Source organism: Kocuria sp. HMSC066H03 (assembly GCF_001812045.1).
Classification (GTDB): domain Bacteria; phylum Actinomycetota; class Actinomycetes; order Actinomycetales; family Micrococcaceae; genus Kocuria; species Kocuria rhizophila.
Genome location: NZ_KV807503.1, coordinates 210,701 through 226,163, shown reverse-complemented (window position 1 = coordinate 226,163; position 15,463 = coordinate 210,701). Strand labels below are relative to the sequence as shown.

Here is a 15,463-nt window from a genome sequence, read left to right as displayed (position 1 = left end):
GCACCGCTACAGCGCGGCCACCCGCAGGTCCGCGTGCGGGCGGCCCCGCTTGGGGTCCCACACCTGGACGCGAGATGCGCTCCAGTGGGCGCCCCGACCGTCGTCGTCCACCGCGACCGCCACCGTAGCCGGGAGGCGCACCGGGGTGGCGAACTCCACGGACCACGTGAACGGCACCTCGGAGGGCACACCGGTCATGGCGAGCGCGCGCGAGGCCGTGTACATGCCGTGGGCGATCGCACCCTTCATGCCCAGGGCCCTGGCCGAGGGGTCCGAGAGGTGGATGGGGTTGTAGTCCCCGCTCACCGCGGCGTACTCACGGCCGGTCCCGGCACCCAGGGACCACTGCCCGGTGGGCTGCGGCGCCTCGAACGGTGCGTGCTCGCGCTGCGCCTCGTCCTCGGTGCCCGCGCGGGGCGCGTCACCGGCGATCGCGGTGTGCACGCCCTTGGCCAGGTAGCCCGAGCGTCCGGCCCACGCCACCGAGCCGTCCTCGCGCGTGAGGGTCACCACGGCGTCGAGCATGGTCCCGGCGCGGTGCGCGCGCAGGTTCTCGGTCCACGCCGTGGCCGTGACCCGCTCCCCCACGGCCACGTCCGAGACGTGGTGGACCGTGTTGGAGATGTGCACCATGCCGAGCACCGGCAGCGGGAAGTCCTTGCGCGTGAGCACGGACATGGCCACGGGGAACGCGAGCGAGTGCAGCGCACCCGAGAACACTGCGGTCTCCGCGGAGCCCGGGGCCATGGGCCGCAGGCTGGCGTGCACCACGCGGCAGAACTTCTCGTGCCACTCGGCATCGGCGGACAGTCCCTCGACCACGTGGGCCACGCGCGGCAGCTCGAGCGCACCGGAGACCTTCTCAGCACCCGGTGTGCGCAGCGACGCGGGCAGCACCCGCCCCACGGGAGACTTCCGCAGCGCGGGCAGCACCTTGCGGGAGGCCGACGACGCCGCGCCGCCCGCCGCGCTCGTGGCCGCACGTGCCCCGGCGCTCGCGTACAGGGCGGGCAGCTTCACCGCGCCCGAGGGCGTGGTGCGCTCGTAGCCCGCAGGAACGGAGGGAACGGACTCCGTGGCGCTCACGCGATCACGCCCCCACCATGCTCTGCCCGCACACGCGCAGGGTCTGACCGTTGATGCCACCGGCGGCGTCCGAGAGCAGGAACGTGATGGTCTGCGCCACGTCCACGGGCAGACCGCCCTGCTGCAGGGAGTTCAGACGGCGGGAGATCTGACGGCGCGCGGCCGGGATCTTGGCGGTCATGTCCGACTCGATGAAGCCGGGGGCCACCGCGTTGATGGTGCCGCCCTTCGCGGCGATCAGCGGTGCGGTGGCGGCCACCAGACCGATCACGCCGGCCTTCGAGGCGGCGTAGTTGGTCTGGCCGCGGTTGCCCGCCACGCCGCTCGTGGAGGCGAGGCACACGATGTGCGGGGTGGCGCCCAGCTTGTCGGAGGCCAGCAGCGTCTCGTTGATCCGCAGCTGCGACTCGATGTTCACCGCGATCACCGAGTTCCACTTGGCCTCGTCCATGTTGGCGAGCATCTTGTCCCGGGTGATCCCGGCGTTGTGCACCACCAGGTCCAGGCGGCCGTAGCGGGAGGCCACGAGGTCCAGGATCTTCTGCCCGGCCTGCGGGTCCGTGACGTCCAGCTGCAGCGCGGGCACACGCAGCTCGTTGGCCAGCTTGCTCAGGGCGTCCCCGGCCGCGGGCACGTCCACGGGGACCACGGTGGCGCCCGAGGCGGCCAGCGTGCGGGTGACCTGCTCGCCGATACCGCGCGCGGCGCCGGTGACCACGGCCACCTTCCCCGCCACGGGGTGCTCCCAGTCCACGCCCGCGTCACCGCGGTCGTCGCCGACCGTGAGGAACTGCCCGTCCACGTAGGCGCTGCGGCCCGAGAGGAAGAAGCGGATGGCGCCCGTGACGCTCGGGGCGTCCCCGGCCACACCGTCCGCGATCAGGATGCCGTTGGCGGTCACGCCGCCGCGCATCTCCTGAGCGATCGAGCGCAGGATGCCCACGACGCCCTGGCGCGCCGCGGCCTGGGCGGGAGCCAGCTGCTCCGCGCCCGCCACGGTGCCCGACGCCGCTCCGGTGCCGATCCCCGGCGCCGGGCGGGACAGCGTGATCACGCGTCCACCCGGGCGCAGCTTCCGCAGCGCGGAGGCCAGCTCCAGCGCCGGGCCGCCGAGGTCCGCGGGGCTCTCGATGCCGGTGTAGTCGATCAGCACCGCACCCACGCGGTCCACGTCCGCCGCGTGGCGGCGCACGTCCAGGTTCCAGCCGAGCAGTGCCGACGCCGCGGCGTCGCCCGCCGTGCCCTTGCCGAGCACGAGGACCGCGCCGTCCGGGAAGTCAGCGCCCGCCTGGTAGCGGCGCAGGGTGACCGGCCGGGGCAGGCCCAGCTTGGAGGCCAGCTGCTTGCCGAGCCCCGAGTTGACCATGTCCAGATAAGTGTCCGTCACGTGAAGTTTCTCCCTGATCTCGTGGTGTCTCGATTGCCGTGGTGGGTGCTCAGACCGAGCGCAGCAGCATGGCCACGCCCTGGCCGCCCGCGGCGCACACGGAGATCAGCGCGGTCTGGGGCTTGCCCTCGGCCTTGGCGCGGGCGGCGAGCTCCTTAGCGGTGGAGGCCACGATGCGCCCGCCGGTGGCGGCGAACGGGTGGCCGGTGGCCAGCGAGGAGCCGTTGACGTTGAGCTTGGATCGGTCGATCGAGCCCAGCGGGGCGTCCAGGCCCAGGCGCTCCTTGCAGAACTCGGGGGACTCCCAGGCCTTCATGATGGACAGCACCGTGGAGGCGAACGCCTCGTGGATCTCCACCAGGTCCAGGTCCTGCAGGGTCAGCCCGTGGCGGGCGAGCAGGCGCGGGACAGCGTAGGCGGGGGCCATGAGCAGGCCCTCGTTTCCGGTGACGAAGTCCACCGCGGCGGCCTCGGAGTCCACGACCTCGGCGAGCGGGGTGAGGCTGTGCTCAGCGGCCCACTGCTCAGAGGTGATCAGCACGGCGGAGGCGCCGTCCGTGAGCGGGGTGGAGTTGCCGGCCGTCATGGTGGCCTCCCCCGCGAGCTTCTTGCCGAAGACCGGGTTCAGGTTGCCCAGCTTCTCCACGGTGGAGTCCGGGCGCATGTTGTTGTCCTTGGTCAGACCCTTGAACGGGGTGACCAGGTCGTCGAAGAACCCGCGGTCGTACGCGGCGGCGAGGTGCTGGTGGGAGGCGGCGGCCAGCTCGTCCTGGGCCTCACGGGTGATGCCCCAGTGCTCGGTGGTCAGGGCCTGGTGCTCACCCATGGACAGGCCCGTGCGGGGCTCCCCGGAGCTGGGCACGGCGGGCGCGAGGTCCGCGGGGCGGACGTCCTTGAACGCCTGGAGCTTCTGGATGGTGGTCTTGGCGCGCTGCAGCTTGAGCAGTGCGCGGCGCAGGCCCTCGCTCACGGCGATCGGAGCGTCGGAGGAGGAGTCAACACCGCCGGCGATGCCGGCCTCGATCTGGCCCAGGCGGATCTTGTTGGAGATGGAGCTGACGGTCTCCATGCCCGTGGCGCACGCCATCTGGACGTCGTAGGCCGGGGTGGCCGGGTCCAGGGCGGAGCCCAGAACGGACTCGCGGGTCAGGTTGAAGTCGCGGGAGTGCTTGATCACGGCACCGGCCGCCACGGCACCCAGGCGCTCACCGGCAATCCCGGTGCGGGCCACCAGGCCGTCGATCGCCGCGGTCAGCATGTCCTGGTTGGACGCGTTGGCGTAGGCGCCGCCCGCGCGGGAGAAGGGGATGCGGTTGCCCGCGACCACCACGGGGCGGGTGCCGGAGGTGCCCGCGGAGTGCTTTGCGGCGGACCCTGCCGCGGGCGTGGCGCCGGTGCCCTGGGCGGTCGAGGTCTTGGCCGGGGTGCTCTGCGTGTTCTCGCTCATGTCTGCTCCTTGAGAGGGGGTGTGTGCGACGTGGGTCACTTGATACCCAGAGTAGCTGATACTCTCAGTATCGTGAAACAGGTCACGACCCCCGTGGACGGCAGGAACAGCCGCTGGCAGCGTCACCGCGCCAAGCGGCGCACCGAGCTGATCACGGCCGCCCGCGACGCGGTGGCCGCGAACGGTGCTGCCATCTCCATGGAGGAGATCGCCACGGCGTGCGGCACGTCCAAGTCCGTGTTCTACCGCTACTTCACGGACAAGTCCGGCGTGCAGGCGGCCGTGGGCGAGTACTTCGTGACCAGGATGCGACGCCGCATGGTGGCGGCCGTGAGCGAGGCCGACACGTTCGCGGCCATGATCCACGCGCTGGTCTCCGAGTACCTCAAGTCCGTGGCGGGCTCCGCGGAGGTCTACCGCTTCGTGGTGACCGCCCCGGAGGAGCAGGGCTCCACCATCGAGCGGTTCATCGACTCGGTGCGGGACCTGCTCATGGAGCAGTACGAGCGCCACTACGGCGAGGCGGAGACCGGGGACGGCGTCCTGCGCAGCTGGGCCGCGGCCACCGTGGGCATGGTCCGCGGCGCCGGAGAGGCCTGGCTCGCGCAGGGGGACGCCCCGGGAACGCCCGACCGCCACACCATGAGTCGCATCATCACCACGTGGGCCGTGGAGGGTCTGCGCCCCGTGGCCAGCACGTCCGCGGCGGTCTCCGCCGCGACGACGCCTTCCCGACAAGCCCGTACCCAGGACGGCCCCGCCGTCCGCGACACCCCTCAGGAGTCATGATGAGCACCACCCAGGTCAGCGGAACCATTCCCGACACCGACCGCATCGAGGACCTGCCCGAGGACGGGGCTGCCGCCCCCTCGGCGCTCGACACCGCAGAGCTCGGCAAGATCCTCCTGGGCCGCTGGCCCGAGGCGCGCCTGGCCGCCCGCAAGCGCGCCGAGGATCCCCGCTTCCACTCCCAGTACAACCAGTCCGTGGAGGACCAGCGCAACCACACGTACGAGCAGCTCAAGCTGCTCGCTGACGCCGGGCCCCAGTACCTGGGCATGCCCGAGAGCGTGGGCGGGGCCATGAGCCCCGGCGCCAACCTCTCCGCGTTCGAGGAGCTGGTCCTCGCGGACCCCTCGCTGCAGATCAAGTCCGGCGTGCAGTGGGGCCTGTTCGGCTCCGCAGTGCTGAACCTGGGCACGGAGGAGCACCACGAGAAGTGGCTGCCGTCCATCCTGGACCTCAGCATGCCCGGCGCGTTCGCCATGACGGAGATCGGGCACGGCTCGGACGTGGCCTCGATCGGCACCACCGCCACGTACATCCCGGAGACGGACGAGTTCGAGATCCACACCCCCTTCAAGGCGGCGTGGAAGGACTACCTGGGCAACGCGGCGGTGCACGGCCGCGCGGCCACGGTTTTCGCGCAGCTGATCGTCAACGGCACCAACCACGGGGTGCACTGCCTCTACGTTCCGCTGCGTGACGAGAACGGCGAGTTCCTGCCCGGCGTGGGCGGCGAGGACGACGGCCGCAAGGGCGGGCTCAACGGCATCGACAACGGCCGCCTGCACTTCGACCACGTGCGCGTGCCCCGCACCAACCTGCTGAACAAGTACGGGGACGTGGACGAGAACGGTGTCTACTCCTCCCCCATCCCCTCCCCGGGCCGTCGCTTCTTCACCATGATCGGCACGCTGGTCCAGGGCCGAGTGTCCCTGGACGGTGCGGCGACGATCGCCAACCAGGCCGCCCTGAGCATCGCCGTGCGCTACGCGGAGCAGCGCCGCCAGTTCACCACGGACTCGGACATCGAGGAGCAGACGCTGCTGGACTACCAGCGCCACCAGCGCCGGCTGATCCCGCGCATCGCGGAGACCTACGCGATGACCTTCGCCCACCAGCAGCTGCTGGACAAGTTCCACGAGGTCTTCTCCGGTGAGGACGAGTCCGACGGCAACCGCCAGGAGCTCGAGACCCTGGCCGCGGCGTTCAAGCCGATGTCCACCTGGAGCGCCCTGGACACCCTGCAGGAGTGCCGCGAGGCGTGCGGCGGCGCGGGGTTCATCGCCAAGAACCGCTTCGTGGAGCTGCGCGCGGACCTGGACGTCTACGTGACCTTCGAGGGTGACAACACCATCCTGCTGCAGCTCGTGGCCAAGCGGCTGCTCAACGACTACTCCGCCGAGTTCAAGAACGCGGACGTGGGGGTCATGGCCCGCTACGTCGCGGACCGCGCCACCGAGGCCGGCTTCAACCGTTCCGGGTTGCGCAAGCTCACCCAGGCGTTCTCGGACACCGGCGACTCCCGCAAGTCCGTCAACGCGCTGCGCGACCCCGCGGCCCAGCGTGCGCTGCTCACCGACCGCGTGCAGACCATGATCGGGGACATCGCAGACGAGCTGCGCGCCGCGGCCCGCAAGTCCCGCACCGAGCAGGCCGAGGCGTTCAACAACAACCAGAACCGTCTGCTGGAAGCCGCCCGCTCGCACGCCCAGCTGCTGCAGTGGGAGGCGTTCACGGCCGGTCTGGAGAAGATCGAGGACCCGGACACCAAGCGCGTGCTCACGTGGCTGCGCGACCTTTTCGGGCTGAGCCTGATCGAGCGGGATCTTGCCTGGTACCTCTCCTACGGCCGGTTGTCCATGCGCCGTGGCCGCGCCCTGGAGTCCTACATCAACCGCCTCATCGCGCGGCTGCGCCCCTACTCCCTGGAGCTCGTGGACGCCTTCGGGCTCTCCCCGGAGCTGCTGCGCGCGGAGATCGGCGGCACCGTGGAGGCCGAGCGCCAGAAGGAGGCCGCGGACTACTACCGCCGGCTGCGCGCGAGCGGCAAGGCCCCCGTCAAGGAGCCCAAGCCCGCCAAGGACCCGGGTGCCCAGACCCGCGGCAACCACGGCTGAGCGGCCCGCAGGCGTGCGCCGTCCCTGACACGGGGCGGCGCACGCCGGGCACAGCGCACCGCGCGCCAGCCAGAGAAGCGGCCTCGCGGCGTCGTCGAACCACGACGACGCCGCGGGGCCGCTTCCGCGTGCGGGGCGGAGCGGGGTGCCGCGAGCGGGTGGACGGCCGAGAGGTCGGCTCGGCGCACGCGCGGAACGGAGCAGGGGGCGCTGCCTGCGGGTGGATGGTCGAAAGGTGCTCTCAGCGCACGCGCGGGATGGAACTGGTGTTCGCGCGGGGGTCGTCCGCGGTGAGGACGTCAGCGACCACAAGGGTCACGTTGTCCCGCCCGCCCGTGCGCAGCGCCGCCTGCACGAGAACGTCCGCGGCCTCCTTGGGGTGCTGCACCGAGTGCAGCACCCGGGCGATGTGCACCGGGGAGAGCTCCCCCGTGAGGCCGTCCGAGCACATGAGCAGCCGCTGACCCGGCACGGCGGGAAGCACCACGACGTCCGGCTCCCAGATCTGCCCCGTGCCGAGCGCACGGGTGATCACGTTGCGGCGCGGGTGCACCAGGGCCTGGGCGGGAGTGAGTTGGCCGATCGACACCAGGTACTGCACCTCGGAGTGGTCCACCGTGAGCTGGGAGACCCCCACGGGCCCGGACTCCTCCGTGACGGGCTCCCCCACCCGCGGTCCGGTGAGCTGGTAGGTGCGGGAGTCCCCCACGTTGAACACGATCCACAGCCACGTGCCCGCGATCTGCACGAGCCACGCCCCGGTGACCGTGGTGCCGGCACGCGTGCCGCACTGGGCCTGGATGGCCTGGTCCGCCTCCCACAGCACCGAGCGCACCCGGTGCACGGCGTCGAGCGCCTCGGCCGGAATGTCCGGGTCCAGCTTGAGCTGCCGGTCGATGGTGGCCCGGAACCGGGCCACGTCCGAGCCGGGTGCAGGTTCCACGATCCGGTAGTCGCGGAAGTCCTCCAGCGTGAACAGCTCCGAGGCACCCAGGGTGGACACGCACAGGGCGCTGGCCACCTCGCCGGCCTCGTGCCCACCCATGCCGTCCGCCACGGCGCACATGGTGTCGGTGACGATCAGGGCGTCCTCGTTGGTCTCTCGACGCAGTCCGCGGTCGGTCACACCGCCCGATCGGATGGTCAGGGGAGCGGTCATTCGACCTCGTCTTCCAGTAGGGGTCCGCAGCCCTGGGCAAGCGCCACGGGGCGGACGTCCCCGAAGCCGCGGACGTTGCGGGTGGGCTGCGGCTCGAGGACGAAGCGCTCGTCCCCCCGGAGCACGCGGGCGGTGGACTCGTCCACCACCACGCCGCCCGGTTCCGTGAGCGCCACGAGCCGTGAGGCCAGGTTCACGGTGGGGCCGTAGAGGTCCCCCAGCCGGGGCAGCACACGGCCCCACACGAAGGCCACGCGCGCCTGGGGCAGCAGCGGATCCTCCTTGATGATCCGTGCCAGCGCGAGCGAGATCTGGGCCCCGCCCTCGGGGGTCTCCGAGAGGAACATGACCTCGTCGCCGATGGTCTTGATCACGCGGCCGCCGCCGATCGAGATGACCTCCGCGCAGCGCTTCTCGAAGCGCTGCACCAGGTTGGCGAGCGTGCGCTCGTTCATCTGCCGGGAGAGGGAGGTGTAGGAGACCAGGTCCGCGAAACCCACGCCCCGCGCGAGGGGCAGCGCCGAGGCGCCGACGTCCGGAGCGGCGTCGTGCAGGATGACCGTGGAGCCGTCCGGGCGCTCCCCCCGCATGGCCAGGCGCTGGACGGCCGCCGAGAGCTGGCGGCGCCACGCGTAGTCGAGCAGCTGCTCAAGCGGCTGCAGCAGGTCCGGGAGCAGGGTGAGCAGCTCACGGCGGGCCCGGGCGTCCGTCATGTCACGGTGGGCCACCATGTCCTCCACGAGGGCCTCGACCTGCCACACGACCATGCGGTCCGTGAGCTGCGCGACCGAGCGCGCGAGGGACAGCGCCGCCTCCTCGCTGAGCTTGTCGTCCTGGACCAGGCTGGACACCAGTTTGAGGGCGCGGACGTCCTCGTTCGTGAAGTAGACGTCGTCGTCGCTGAGGTTGGGGAAGCCCAGGGCCCGCCAGATCTTGCGCGCGGAGGCCGAGGAGAGGTCCGCCTCGTGGGCGGCCTCGCGGCGGCGCAGGTTCCGCTGGGAGCCGAGCAGCAGGGAGTCCAGGTGGCGCACCGCGGCCTGCGACTCCTCCGAGCCGTAGAGGTTGGACTGCACGGGGTTGTGGAGGTTCAGGTTCAGCTGCTCGGTCTGCGGGCCCGTGACCACGGGTTGCGGGGATTCCGAGGGGTCTTCAGCCACGCGGTCCTCCTTGCTGGGCGGTGTGCGGGCCGGGGCGTCCCGGCCCCGGGATGGTGCCTCCCCCACTGTAGTTGCCCACCTGCGCCGCCGACTCCCGCACGAGCTGCGTGAGACGCGCGGGCTGCGGGGCACCCGCGAGCTTGAGCCCACCCAGGGTCCCGAAATCCGCCAGCACGGTGCCGCGGTCCAGGTGTTCGCGCGCGGCACCCACCTCGGTGGCGCCGCGCGTGACACGCACGGACTGCAGGGCGTCGAGCGGCAGGGACACGGCGCCGTCACGCGCCGGGGGCCCCAGCAGCGCCAGGCGTGCGGTGGTCAGGACGAAGCGGGTGCGCCACCACCGCCACACGGGCACCGCCACCCGGCGCCACGCCAGCAGCAGCGCGGCCGCGAGCAGCAACCACCCCACGAGCGTGTGCAGTCCGGTCCACGGCGCGTCCGTGGGACGCCACGTGAGGTCCAGGACCCGGCGCAGCGCCGAGTACACCAGGACCGTGAGCCAGGCGGTCACCGCGGGGCCCGCGAGCGCCAGCGGGTGCGGACGCGTGGCCACCACGGTCTCCTCGCCCGGTGCCAGCTCCAGGCCGTGCCGTCCACTCATGCGGGGCCGCCCCCGCCGTGCGCGGGGCGCACGTGCACGACGTCGCCCGCGGAGTACTCGTGCTCCCTCCCGTCCCGGGCGCGCACCACGAGCTGACCGGAGTCTCCCAGGCCCGTGGCGGTCGCGGTCAGCGGATCCCGTGCGCCGGGCAGCTGCAGGCTGACCTCACGGCCGAGGGTGTCCAGCTGCGCCTCGACCTCGCTCCGCAGCTCTCCCCCGCGGCCGAGCTGCCCCACGGGGTCCTGGGACGCGCGGTCCAGGGTGTCCGCGAACCGGCCAAGCACCGCGGTGAGCAGCCCGGCGCGGCTGGGGACGGCGTCGGAGTCCTGCACCTCGAGTGCGAGGGACGTGGCGGTGGGGACGGGGAGCTCGCGCTGGCTCACGTTGATGCCGGCACCGACCACCACGGTGGGTGCCGCACCGGGAGTCGGCGCAACCATGGTCGCGAGGATGCCGCAGAGCTTGCGGTCGCGGACCAGGACGTCGTTGGGCCACTTGACCACGGCGGGCACCCCGGTCAGCTCCCGCACCGCCCCGGTGATGCTGTGCGCCATGAGCAGGGTGAGCCACGGGAGCAGGTCCTGCGGCCACGGACGGCCCGAGCGGTCCACGGGGGTGCAGGCCACCGAGAACGTCACCGCGGTGCCCGGGGGCGTGATCCAGCCGCGGTCCAGCCGCCCCCTGCCCTGGCTCTGGAAACCGGTGACCACGGCCTCGAGGCCGTTCCCGCGCCCCTGGTCCCCGGCGCGCGGCGCCACCCGCTCCGACAACCAGGTGTTCGTGGAGCCCACGGTGTCCACCACGGTCACCGACCGGTAGCCGTGGGATCGCAGCGCGTCCTCCAGGTCGGACTGGGGGTAGTCCGCGGCGGGCTGCTGCTCCGTGGCGTGCATGTCTGCTCCTCACAGGACGGGACGGCGTGGCCGTCGGGGTTTCCTCCAGCTTAGGTGTACCCGCACGGCCCGGGCATATGCTGGGATCCGTCAGCCCAGACCCCCACGTCGAGCCGGAGGATCCCGAGCATGAGCGTCTACGCCCTGACCTACACCTACGGCGGCCCGTCCGAGATCCTGGCCGAGCACCGCCCCGCCCACCGAGCCTTCCTGCGTGAGCTGCAGGAGCGCGGCGTCAACCTGGCCTCCGGGCCCCTGGGGGACGACGGCGCGCTGATCGTGCTGCGCGCGGACAGCGCCGAGCACGTGGAGCAGCTCATCCGGGAGGACCCCCTGGTGGTCCACGGCGCGGTCACCGAGCACGTGGTCCGCGAGTGGTCCGTGACCATCGGAGCCGTGGGCTCGGACTGAACCCACACCCCCGAGCGGCGGGAGATCCCGGGCGCCGCGTGCGGTGACGGGGCCCCGGAGTTGTGGAACTCCTACAAGTGCACGCCCGGGACCGACAACTACACTGGGGTGGATTCCGAGGGGCCGCGCCCCGCCCCGACCACGACCACGCGAGGTGTCATGAGCCACGACCTGTCCACCACAGCAGGCAAGATCGCCGACTTCCGGCAGCGCCGCGAGGAGGCTGCCGCGCCGGCAGGACAGGGCGCCGTGGAGAAGCAGCACTCCCGGGGCAAGAACACCGCGCGCGAGCGGATCGAGATGCTGCTGGACCCGGACTCCTTCGTGGAGTTCGACGCCCTGGCCGTGCACCACAGCACCATGTTCGGCATGGAGAAGAAGAAGCTGCTGGGTGACGGCGTGGTGAGCGGCTACGGCACCGTGGACGGGCGCCTCGTGGCCGTGTACTCGCAGGACTTCGGGGTCTTCGGCGGCTCGCTGTCCCAGGTCAACGGCGAGAAGATCGTCAAGGTCCAGAAGTTCGCCCTGCGCAACGGCTGCCCCGTGATCGGCATCAACGACGGCGGCGGCGCCCGCATCCAGGAGGGTGTGGCCTCCCTGGCCATGTTCGCGGACATCTTCCGCATGAACGTCCGGGCCTCGGGCGTGATCCCGCAGATCTCCCTGATCATGGGCCCGTGCGCCGGCGGTGCCGCGTACTCCCCCGCCCTCACCGACTTCGTGGTGATGGTGGACAAGACCTCCCACATGTTCATCACCGGCCCGGACGTGATCAAGACCGTGACCGGCGAGACCGTGGACATGGAGACCCTGGGTGGTGCCCGCTCCCACAACGAGCGCACCGGCACCGCCGCGTACCTGGCCTCGGACGAGCAGGACGCCTTCGACTTCGTGCACGAGCTGCTGGAGTACCTGCCGGGGAACAACCTGCAGGACTCTCCGCTGCTGGACCACGACCAGGTGGACGAGGTCACGGACGAGGACCTCGCCCTGGACGAATTGATCCCGGACTCCGCGAACCAGCCCTACGACATGCGCACCGTGATCGAGACGGTCGTGGACGACGGGCAGTTCCTGCAGATCCAGGAGCTCTACGCACCCAACGTGATGGTGGGCTACGCGCGGGTGGAGGGCCACACAGTGGGGATCGTGGCCAACCAGCCCATGCAGTTCGCCGGCACCCTGGACATCGCCGCGTCCGAGAAGGCCGCGCGCTTCGTGCGCCACTGCGACGCCTTCAACATCCCGATCCTCACGTTCGTGGACGTCCCCGGATTCCTTCCCGGCACGGACCAGGAGTTCAACGGCATCATCCGCCGCGGCGCCAAGCTGCTGTACGCGTACGCCGAGGCCACCGTTCCGCTGATCACGCTGATCACCCGCAAGGCCTACGGCGGGGCGTACATCGTGATGGGCTCCAAGAAGCTGGGCGCGGACATCAACCTGGCGTGGCCCACCGCCCAGATCGGCGTGATGGGATCCCAGGGCGCGGTGGAGATCCTCTACCGCCGGGACCTCAAGGCCGCCGAGGAGAACGGCGAGGACGCCCAGGCACTGCGCGCCGAGCTCGCACAGCAGTTCGAGGAGGACCTCCTCAACCCCTACCAGGCCGCGGAGCTGGGCTACGTGGACGCCGTGATCTGCCCCTCCGAGACCCGGGAGCAGATCATCAAGGCGCTGCGGGGGCTCGCGGACAAGCGGGCCTCTCAGCCCGCCAAGAAGCACGGGAACATCCCGCTGTGAGCACGCCGGAGTCAGCGCGGTCCCGGGACCGCCGCACCGGGGCCGACACGTCCGGCACCGCACCGCGCATGCCCGTGGACGCCCGCCACGCCGCAGTGGCCACGCTGCCGGACGCCACCACTGACGCGGACCCGCTGTTCACCGTGACGCGTGGCAACCCGAGTCCCGAGGAGCTGGCCGCCCTGGTGGCCGTCCTCGGCGCGCTGCCCGAGCCGCAGGACGCACCCCCGGCCCACCCGCGCCGTGCGCCGCGCCACCAGTCCCGCAGACTCCGGCTCGGCCTGCGTCTGCGGCCCGGCCGCGGGGCCTGGCGGTGGACGCAGCCGGAGCGGTAGCGGCTCCGGACGACGCAGCAGCGGGACAGCGCGCCTGCGGGACGGGGCACACCAGCGCCGAGGGGTTGCCGGTCTGCTCCTCTGCCCGGTCTGCCGTGCCGTGCTGCGGTCAGCACTTCGCGGGAAGGACCTGCTGACCGGACGTGCCCGCCAGCTTCGCGCACGTGCCGTCCGGATAGGTCGTGGAGGTGTCATTGCCGTCGTCGCCGCAGGTCGATGCGTTGGAGGCAGTGGTCATGACGTACTTGATCTCGGGGTAGCAGGTCTGGAGCCCCGATTTGCTGAGGTACCGGTGCGGGCGACGCCCAGTCGTGTTCACCGACGTGGGGTATCGCTTGGCCACGTTGAACTCGAGTGAGGACGTCTTCGCCTGCCCCAGGCTCGGGTCGGAAATGGTGGTGGTGCCCTGGATGGACACTCTCGAACCGGGGGAGATCGTGTACGTGTCGTTCCAGATCAGTGCGGGATTGCAATTGAGTTCCGACTGCGTCACACCATCCTGCAGCACCCGCAGGTGAACAGTGAAGCTAGGGGCAAGGGACCCGGACACCGGGCTCACACCGAGTGACCACCGTGAGTTCTGGCTGTAGTTGAGGGTGGGAACTTCATTGTTGGAACCACCGGACATGGTCACCGTCCACGCGAACTCGGTCCCCTTGGGGATCACCGTGCTCGTGGAGTAGACCCCCAGGTACACCTGGAGTCCCTGGTAGCTGGTGCTCGCACCCGCCGGATAGAACAAGCTGCAGATGGTGGGTCCGTAGACGTCCGTGGATGCCGCGTACGCCGGCGCCGCCACTCCCAGCGCAATGGTGGGCAGGGACCAGGCCGCGCCCTTCGCGAGAGTGCGCCGGGACACTGTCGCCGCTCCGGCGGGCACAGGAGTGGCGTGGGGGGACTCCCGGGGCGCACGAGAGCCCCGGCCCTGCGCGCTCAGCGTCGTGGGGGATGTGCAGTGCCGTGCCATGACGTGTGCCCTCGGGCTCATGGTGGGATCCTCCGCGGTCTGTCAGGGGTATCGGACCCGGACGAACGCCCCGACCCCTGTGTTAGGAAACAGATAGTTCCGAACTCGATGCCGATAATACATGCGTCCACATGGACACCCGTTCCTGTCATCTGTGTGTTCACCCCGACCCCCCGTCCGGGCGCGCACCCGCCTCAGGCCCCTGTCCAGCGCACGGGGCCGCGACCCAGCACGGTGGGGATAATGGTCCGGTGACTGTCATCGCCGTCTCCGCCCTCGTCTCGCTCGCGACCGTGCTGCTCCTCAGCGGCGCGGCGAAACTCGCGGTGCCGGACACCGACCGCACCATCCTCACCACCGCACCGCTCCCCCGGGCCCTGCGCGCCCCCTGGTTGCAGCGCGCCCTCCCCTGGGGGGAGATTCTGCTGGCCGCGTGCCTCCTCCTCGGCTCCGGCCCGTTCCTGCTGCTGAGCACTTTTGCGGCCACGGCACTGTTCACCGTCTTCACCGTGGTGGTCCTCCAGGGCACTCGGGCACCTGATCCTGCCTCGTGCGGGTGCTTCGGCGGACTCTCCCGTGCGCCGGTCTCACGCCGCACCGTGGTGCGCAACGCCGCCTTCACCTTCACGGCCGCCCTGGCACTCGTCCTGTCCGCGGTCGTGTTCCACGGCCCCGTGCTCCATCTGCCGTGGTGGGGCGTGACCGGCCTCGCCATCCCCGTGCTCCTCGTGCTGCTCACCCTCTGGAGCGAGCAGCCCGCACGCGGCGGGGCCGGCGACCCGAGCGACGTCGCCCGCGTCCCACCGCTGCCCCGCACCCTGCGCGAGGACGGCGACGCCGCGGCGTCGCCGTCCGTGAGCCCCGGCACGGCCGCCGCGGACGCGGTCGCGATGGAGGGGCCGGCCCCCGAGTCCGGGGTGCCGCAGCCGGCGGACGACGAGCCGCAGGACTACGAGCGGCTGCCGATCCCCTACGCGGGGCTCACCACCGCGGACGGCCAGGTGGTGACGCTGCGGGGTCTGTCCGCCACTCGAGCTCGCGCACTGGTGACGGTGAGCCTCACGTGCGGCTGGTGCGCCCCCGTGATCGAGCGGCTCACGGAGCTCGGGAGCCACACCGGCCCGGTGGCGCTGCACGCCGTGGTGGCGCACGAGGACGAGCGCGAGCAGCTTCCGGAGGCCCTGCGCGGCGCGGCGCTGGTGGATGCCGACCAGGCCGCGGCCACCGTCTTCGACCGGCCCGGCAACCCCTGGGCCGTGGTGCTGGGCGCGGACGGGCTGCTCGCGGGCGGACCGGTGGCGGGCAGCGGAGCCGTGCTGGAGCTGCTGGACGAGCTCGCGGAGCGCTTTGCCGGGTGACCGCCGTGCGCGGCGG

General features: G+C 71.6%; 14 protein-coding genes. 6 read left to right on the top strand and 8 right to left on the bottom strand.

What is annotated here, in order from left to right; all coding sequences use genetic code 11:
* Positions 1 to 6: 6 nt before the first annotated feature.
* Genes HMPREF2833_RS00950 through HMPREF2833_RS00940 form a run of 3 tightly spaced genes read right to left on the bottom strand, consistent with a single transcriptional unit; the run spans position 7 to position 3,920 of the window.
* The gene (locus tag HMPREF2833_RS00950) at positions 7 to 1,086 is read right to left on the bottom strand and encodes a MaoC family dehydratase (protein WP_070636299.1); all 1,080 of its coding nucleotides are present in this window, start codon (positions 1,084 to 1,086) and stop codon (positions 7 to 9) included.
* 4 nt (positions 1,087 to 1,090) lie between these two features.
* Positions 1,091 to 2,473 carry a 3-oxoacyl-ACP reductase gene (locus tag HMPREF2833_RS00945; RefSeq protein ID WP_070636298.1) on the bottom strand — a complete coding sequence of 461 codons (1,383 nt, stop codon included), beginning with the start codon at positions 2,471 to 2,473 and terminating at the stop codon, positions 1,091 to 1,093.
* A gap of 49 nt (positions 2,474 to 2,522) precedes the next feature.
* A complete protein-coding gene (locus HMPREF2833_RS00940) occupies positions 2,523 to 3,920 on the bottom strand; it encodes an acetyl-CoA C-acetyltransferase (RefSeq protein ID WP_070636296.1) in 1,398 nt (465 codons plus the stop codon).
* A 72-nt stretch (positions 3,921 to 3,992) separates the two neighbouring features.
* On the opposite strand from HMPREF2833_RS00940, the gene HMPREF2833_RS00935 reads away from it, so the two are divergent.
* Together HMPREF2833_RS00935 and HMPREF2833_RS00930 are read left to right on the top strand one after the other, a co-directional pair.
* The gene (locus HMPREF2833_RS00935) at positions 3,993 to 4,709 is read left to right on the top strand and encodes a TetR/AcrR family transcriptional regulator (protein ID WP_223246117.1); all 717 of its coding nucleotides are present in this window, start codon (positions 3,993 to 3,995) and stop codon (positions 4,707 to 4,709) included.
* Positions 4,709 to 6,823: an acyl-CoA dehydrogenase family protein gene (locus HMPREF2833_RS00930; protein WP_070636294.1), complete on the top strand. Its 2,115-nt coding sequence runs from the start codon at positions 4,709 to 4,711 to the stop codon at positions 6,821 to 6,823. Before HMPREF2833_RS00935 ends, HMPREF2833_RS00930 begins: the two co-directional genes overlap by 1 nt.
* 241 nt (positions 6,824 to 7,064) lie before the next feature.
* On the opposite strand, the gene HMPREF2833_RS00925 is transcribed toward HMPREF2833_RS00930, so the two are convergent.
* The 4 genes from HMPREF2833_RS00925 to HMPREF2833_RS00910 are packed head-to-tail and all read right to left on the bottom strand — an operon-like array spanning position 7,065 to position 10,633.
* Positions 7,065 to 7,982 carry a PP2C family protein-serine/threonine phosphatase gene (locus tag HMPREF2833_RS00925; RefSeq protein ID WP_070636292.1) on the bottom strand — a complete coding sequence of 306 codons (918 nt, stop codon included), beginning with the start codon at positions 7,980 to 7,982 and terminating at the stop codon, positions 7,065 to 7,067.
* On the bottom strand, positions 7,979 to 9,139 hold the full coding sequence (locus HMPREF2833_RS00920) for an adenylate/guanylate cyclase domain-containing protein (RefSeq protein WP_070636291.1): 1,161 nt from the start codon (positions 9,137 to 9,139) through the stop codon (positions 7,979 to 7,981). The genes HMPREF2833_RS00925 and HMPREF2833_RS00920 overlap by 4 nt, the downstream gene beginning before the upstream one ends.
* Positions 9,132 to 9,740: a hypothetical protein gene (locus HMPREF2833_RS00915; RefSeq protein ID WP_070636289.1), complete on the bottom strand. Its 609-nt coding sequence runs from the start codon at positions 9,738 to 9,740 to the stop codon at positions 9,132 to 9,134. Before HMPREF2833_RS00915 ends, HMPREF2833_RS00920 begins: the two co-directional genes overlap by 8 nt.
* Positions 9,737 to 10,633 (bottom strand): biotin--[acetyl-CoA-carboxylase] ligase, encoded by an 897-nt coding sequence (locus tag HMPREF2833_RS00910; protein WP_070636287.1) that lies wholly within the window; start codon positions 10,631 to 10,633, stop codon positions 9,737 to 9,739. The genes HMPREF2833_RS00915 and HMPREF2833_RS00910 overlap by 4 nt, the downstream gene beginning before the upstream one ends.
* Positions 10,634 to 10,762: 129 nt before the next feature.
* Between HMPREF2833_RS00910 and HMPREF2833_RS00905 the strand changes: the two genes are divergently transcribed.
* The 3 genes from HMPREF2833_RS00905 (at position 10,763) to HMPREF2833_RS00895 (ending at position 13,122) form a co-directional block, all read left to right on the top strand.
* Entirely contained in the window at positions 10,763 to 11,044 is a 282-nt protein-coding gene (locus HMPREF2833_RS00905; protein WP_070636285.1) for a YciI family protein, read from the top strand.
* Positions 11,045 to 11,203: 159 nt separating this feature from the next.
* On the top strand, positions 11,204 to 12,787 hold the full coding sequence (locus HMPREF2833_RS00900; RefSeq protein ID WP_047979345.1) for an acyl-CoA carboxylase subunit beta: 1,584 nt from the start codon (positions 11,204 to 11,206) through the stop codon (positions 12,785 to 12,787).
* A complete protein-coding gene (locus HMPREF2833_RS00895) occupies positions 12,784 to 13,122 on the top strand; it encodes an acyl-CoA carboxylase subunit epsilon (protein ID WP_070636283.1) in 339 nt (112 codons plus the stop codon). The genes HMPREF2833_RS00900 and HMPREF2833_RS00895 overlap by 4 nt, the downstream gene beginning before the upstream one ends.
* Before the next feature lie 109 nt (positions 13,123 to 13,231).
* Here HMPREF2833_RS00895 and HMPREF2833_RS00890 read toward each other — a convergent pair whose 3' ends face one another.
* Positions 13,232 to 13,981 (bottom strand): hypothetical protein, encoded by a 750-nt coding sequence (locus HMPREF2833_RS00890; protein WP_070636281.1) that lies wholly within the window; start codon positions 13,979 to 13,981, stop codon positions 13,232 to 13,234.
* 359 nt (positions 13,982 to 14,340) lie between these two features.
* Between HMPREF2833_RS00890 and HMPREF2833_RS00885 the strand changes: the two genes are divergently transcribed.
* Positions 14,341 to 15,447 carry a MauE/DoxX family redox-associated membrane protein gene (locus HMPREF2833_RS00885; RefSeq protein WP_070636280.1) on the top strand — a complete coding sequence of 369 codons (1,107 nt, stop codon included), beginning with the start codon at positions 14,341 to 14,343 and terminating at the stop codon, positions 15,445 to 15,447.
* The last annotated feature ends 16 nt before the right edge of the window (positions 15,448 to 15,463 follow it).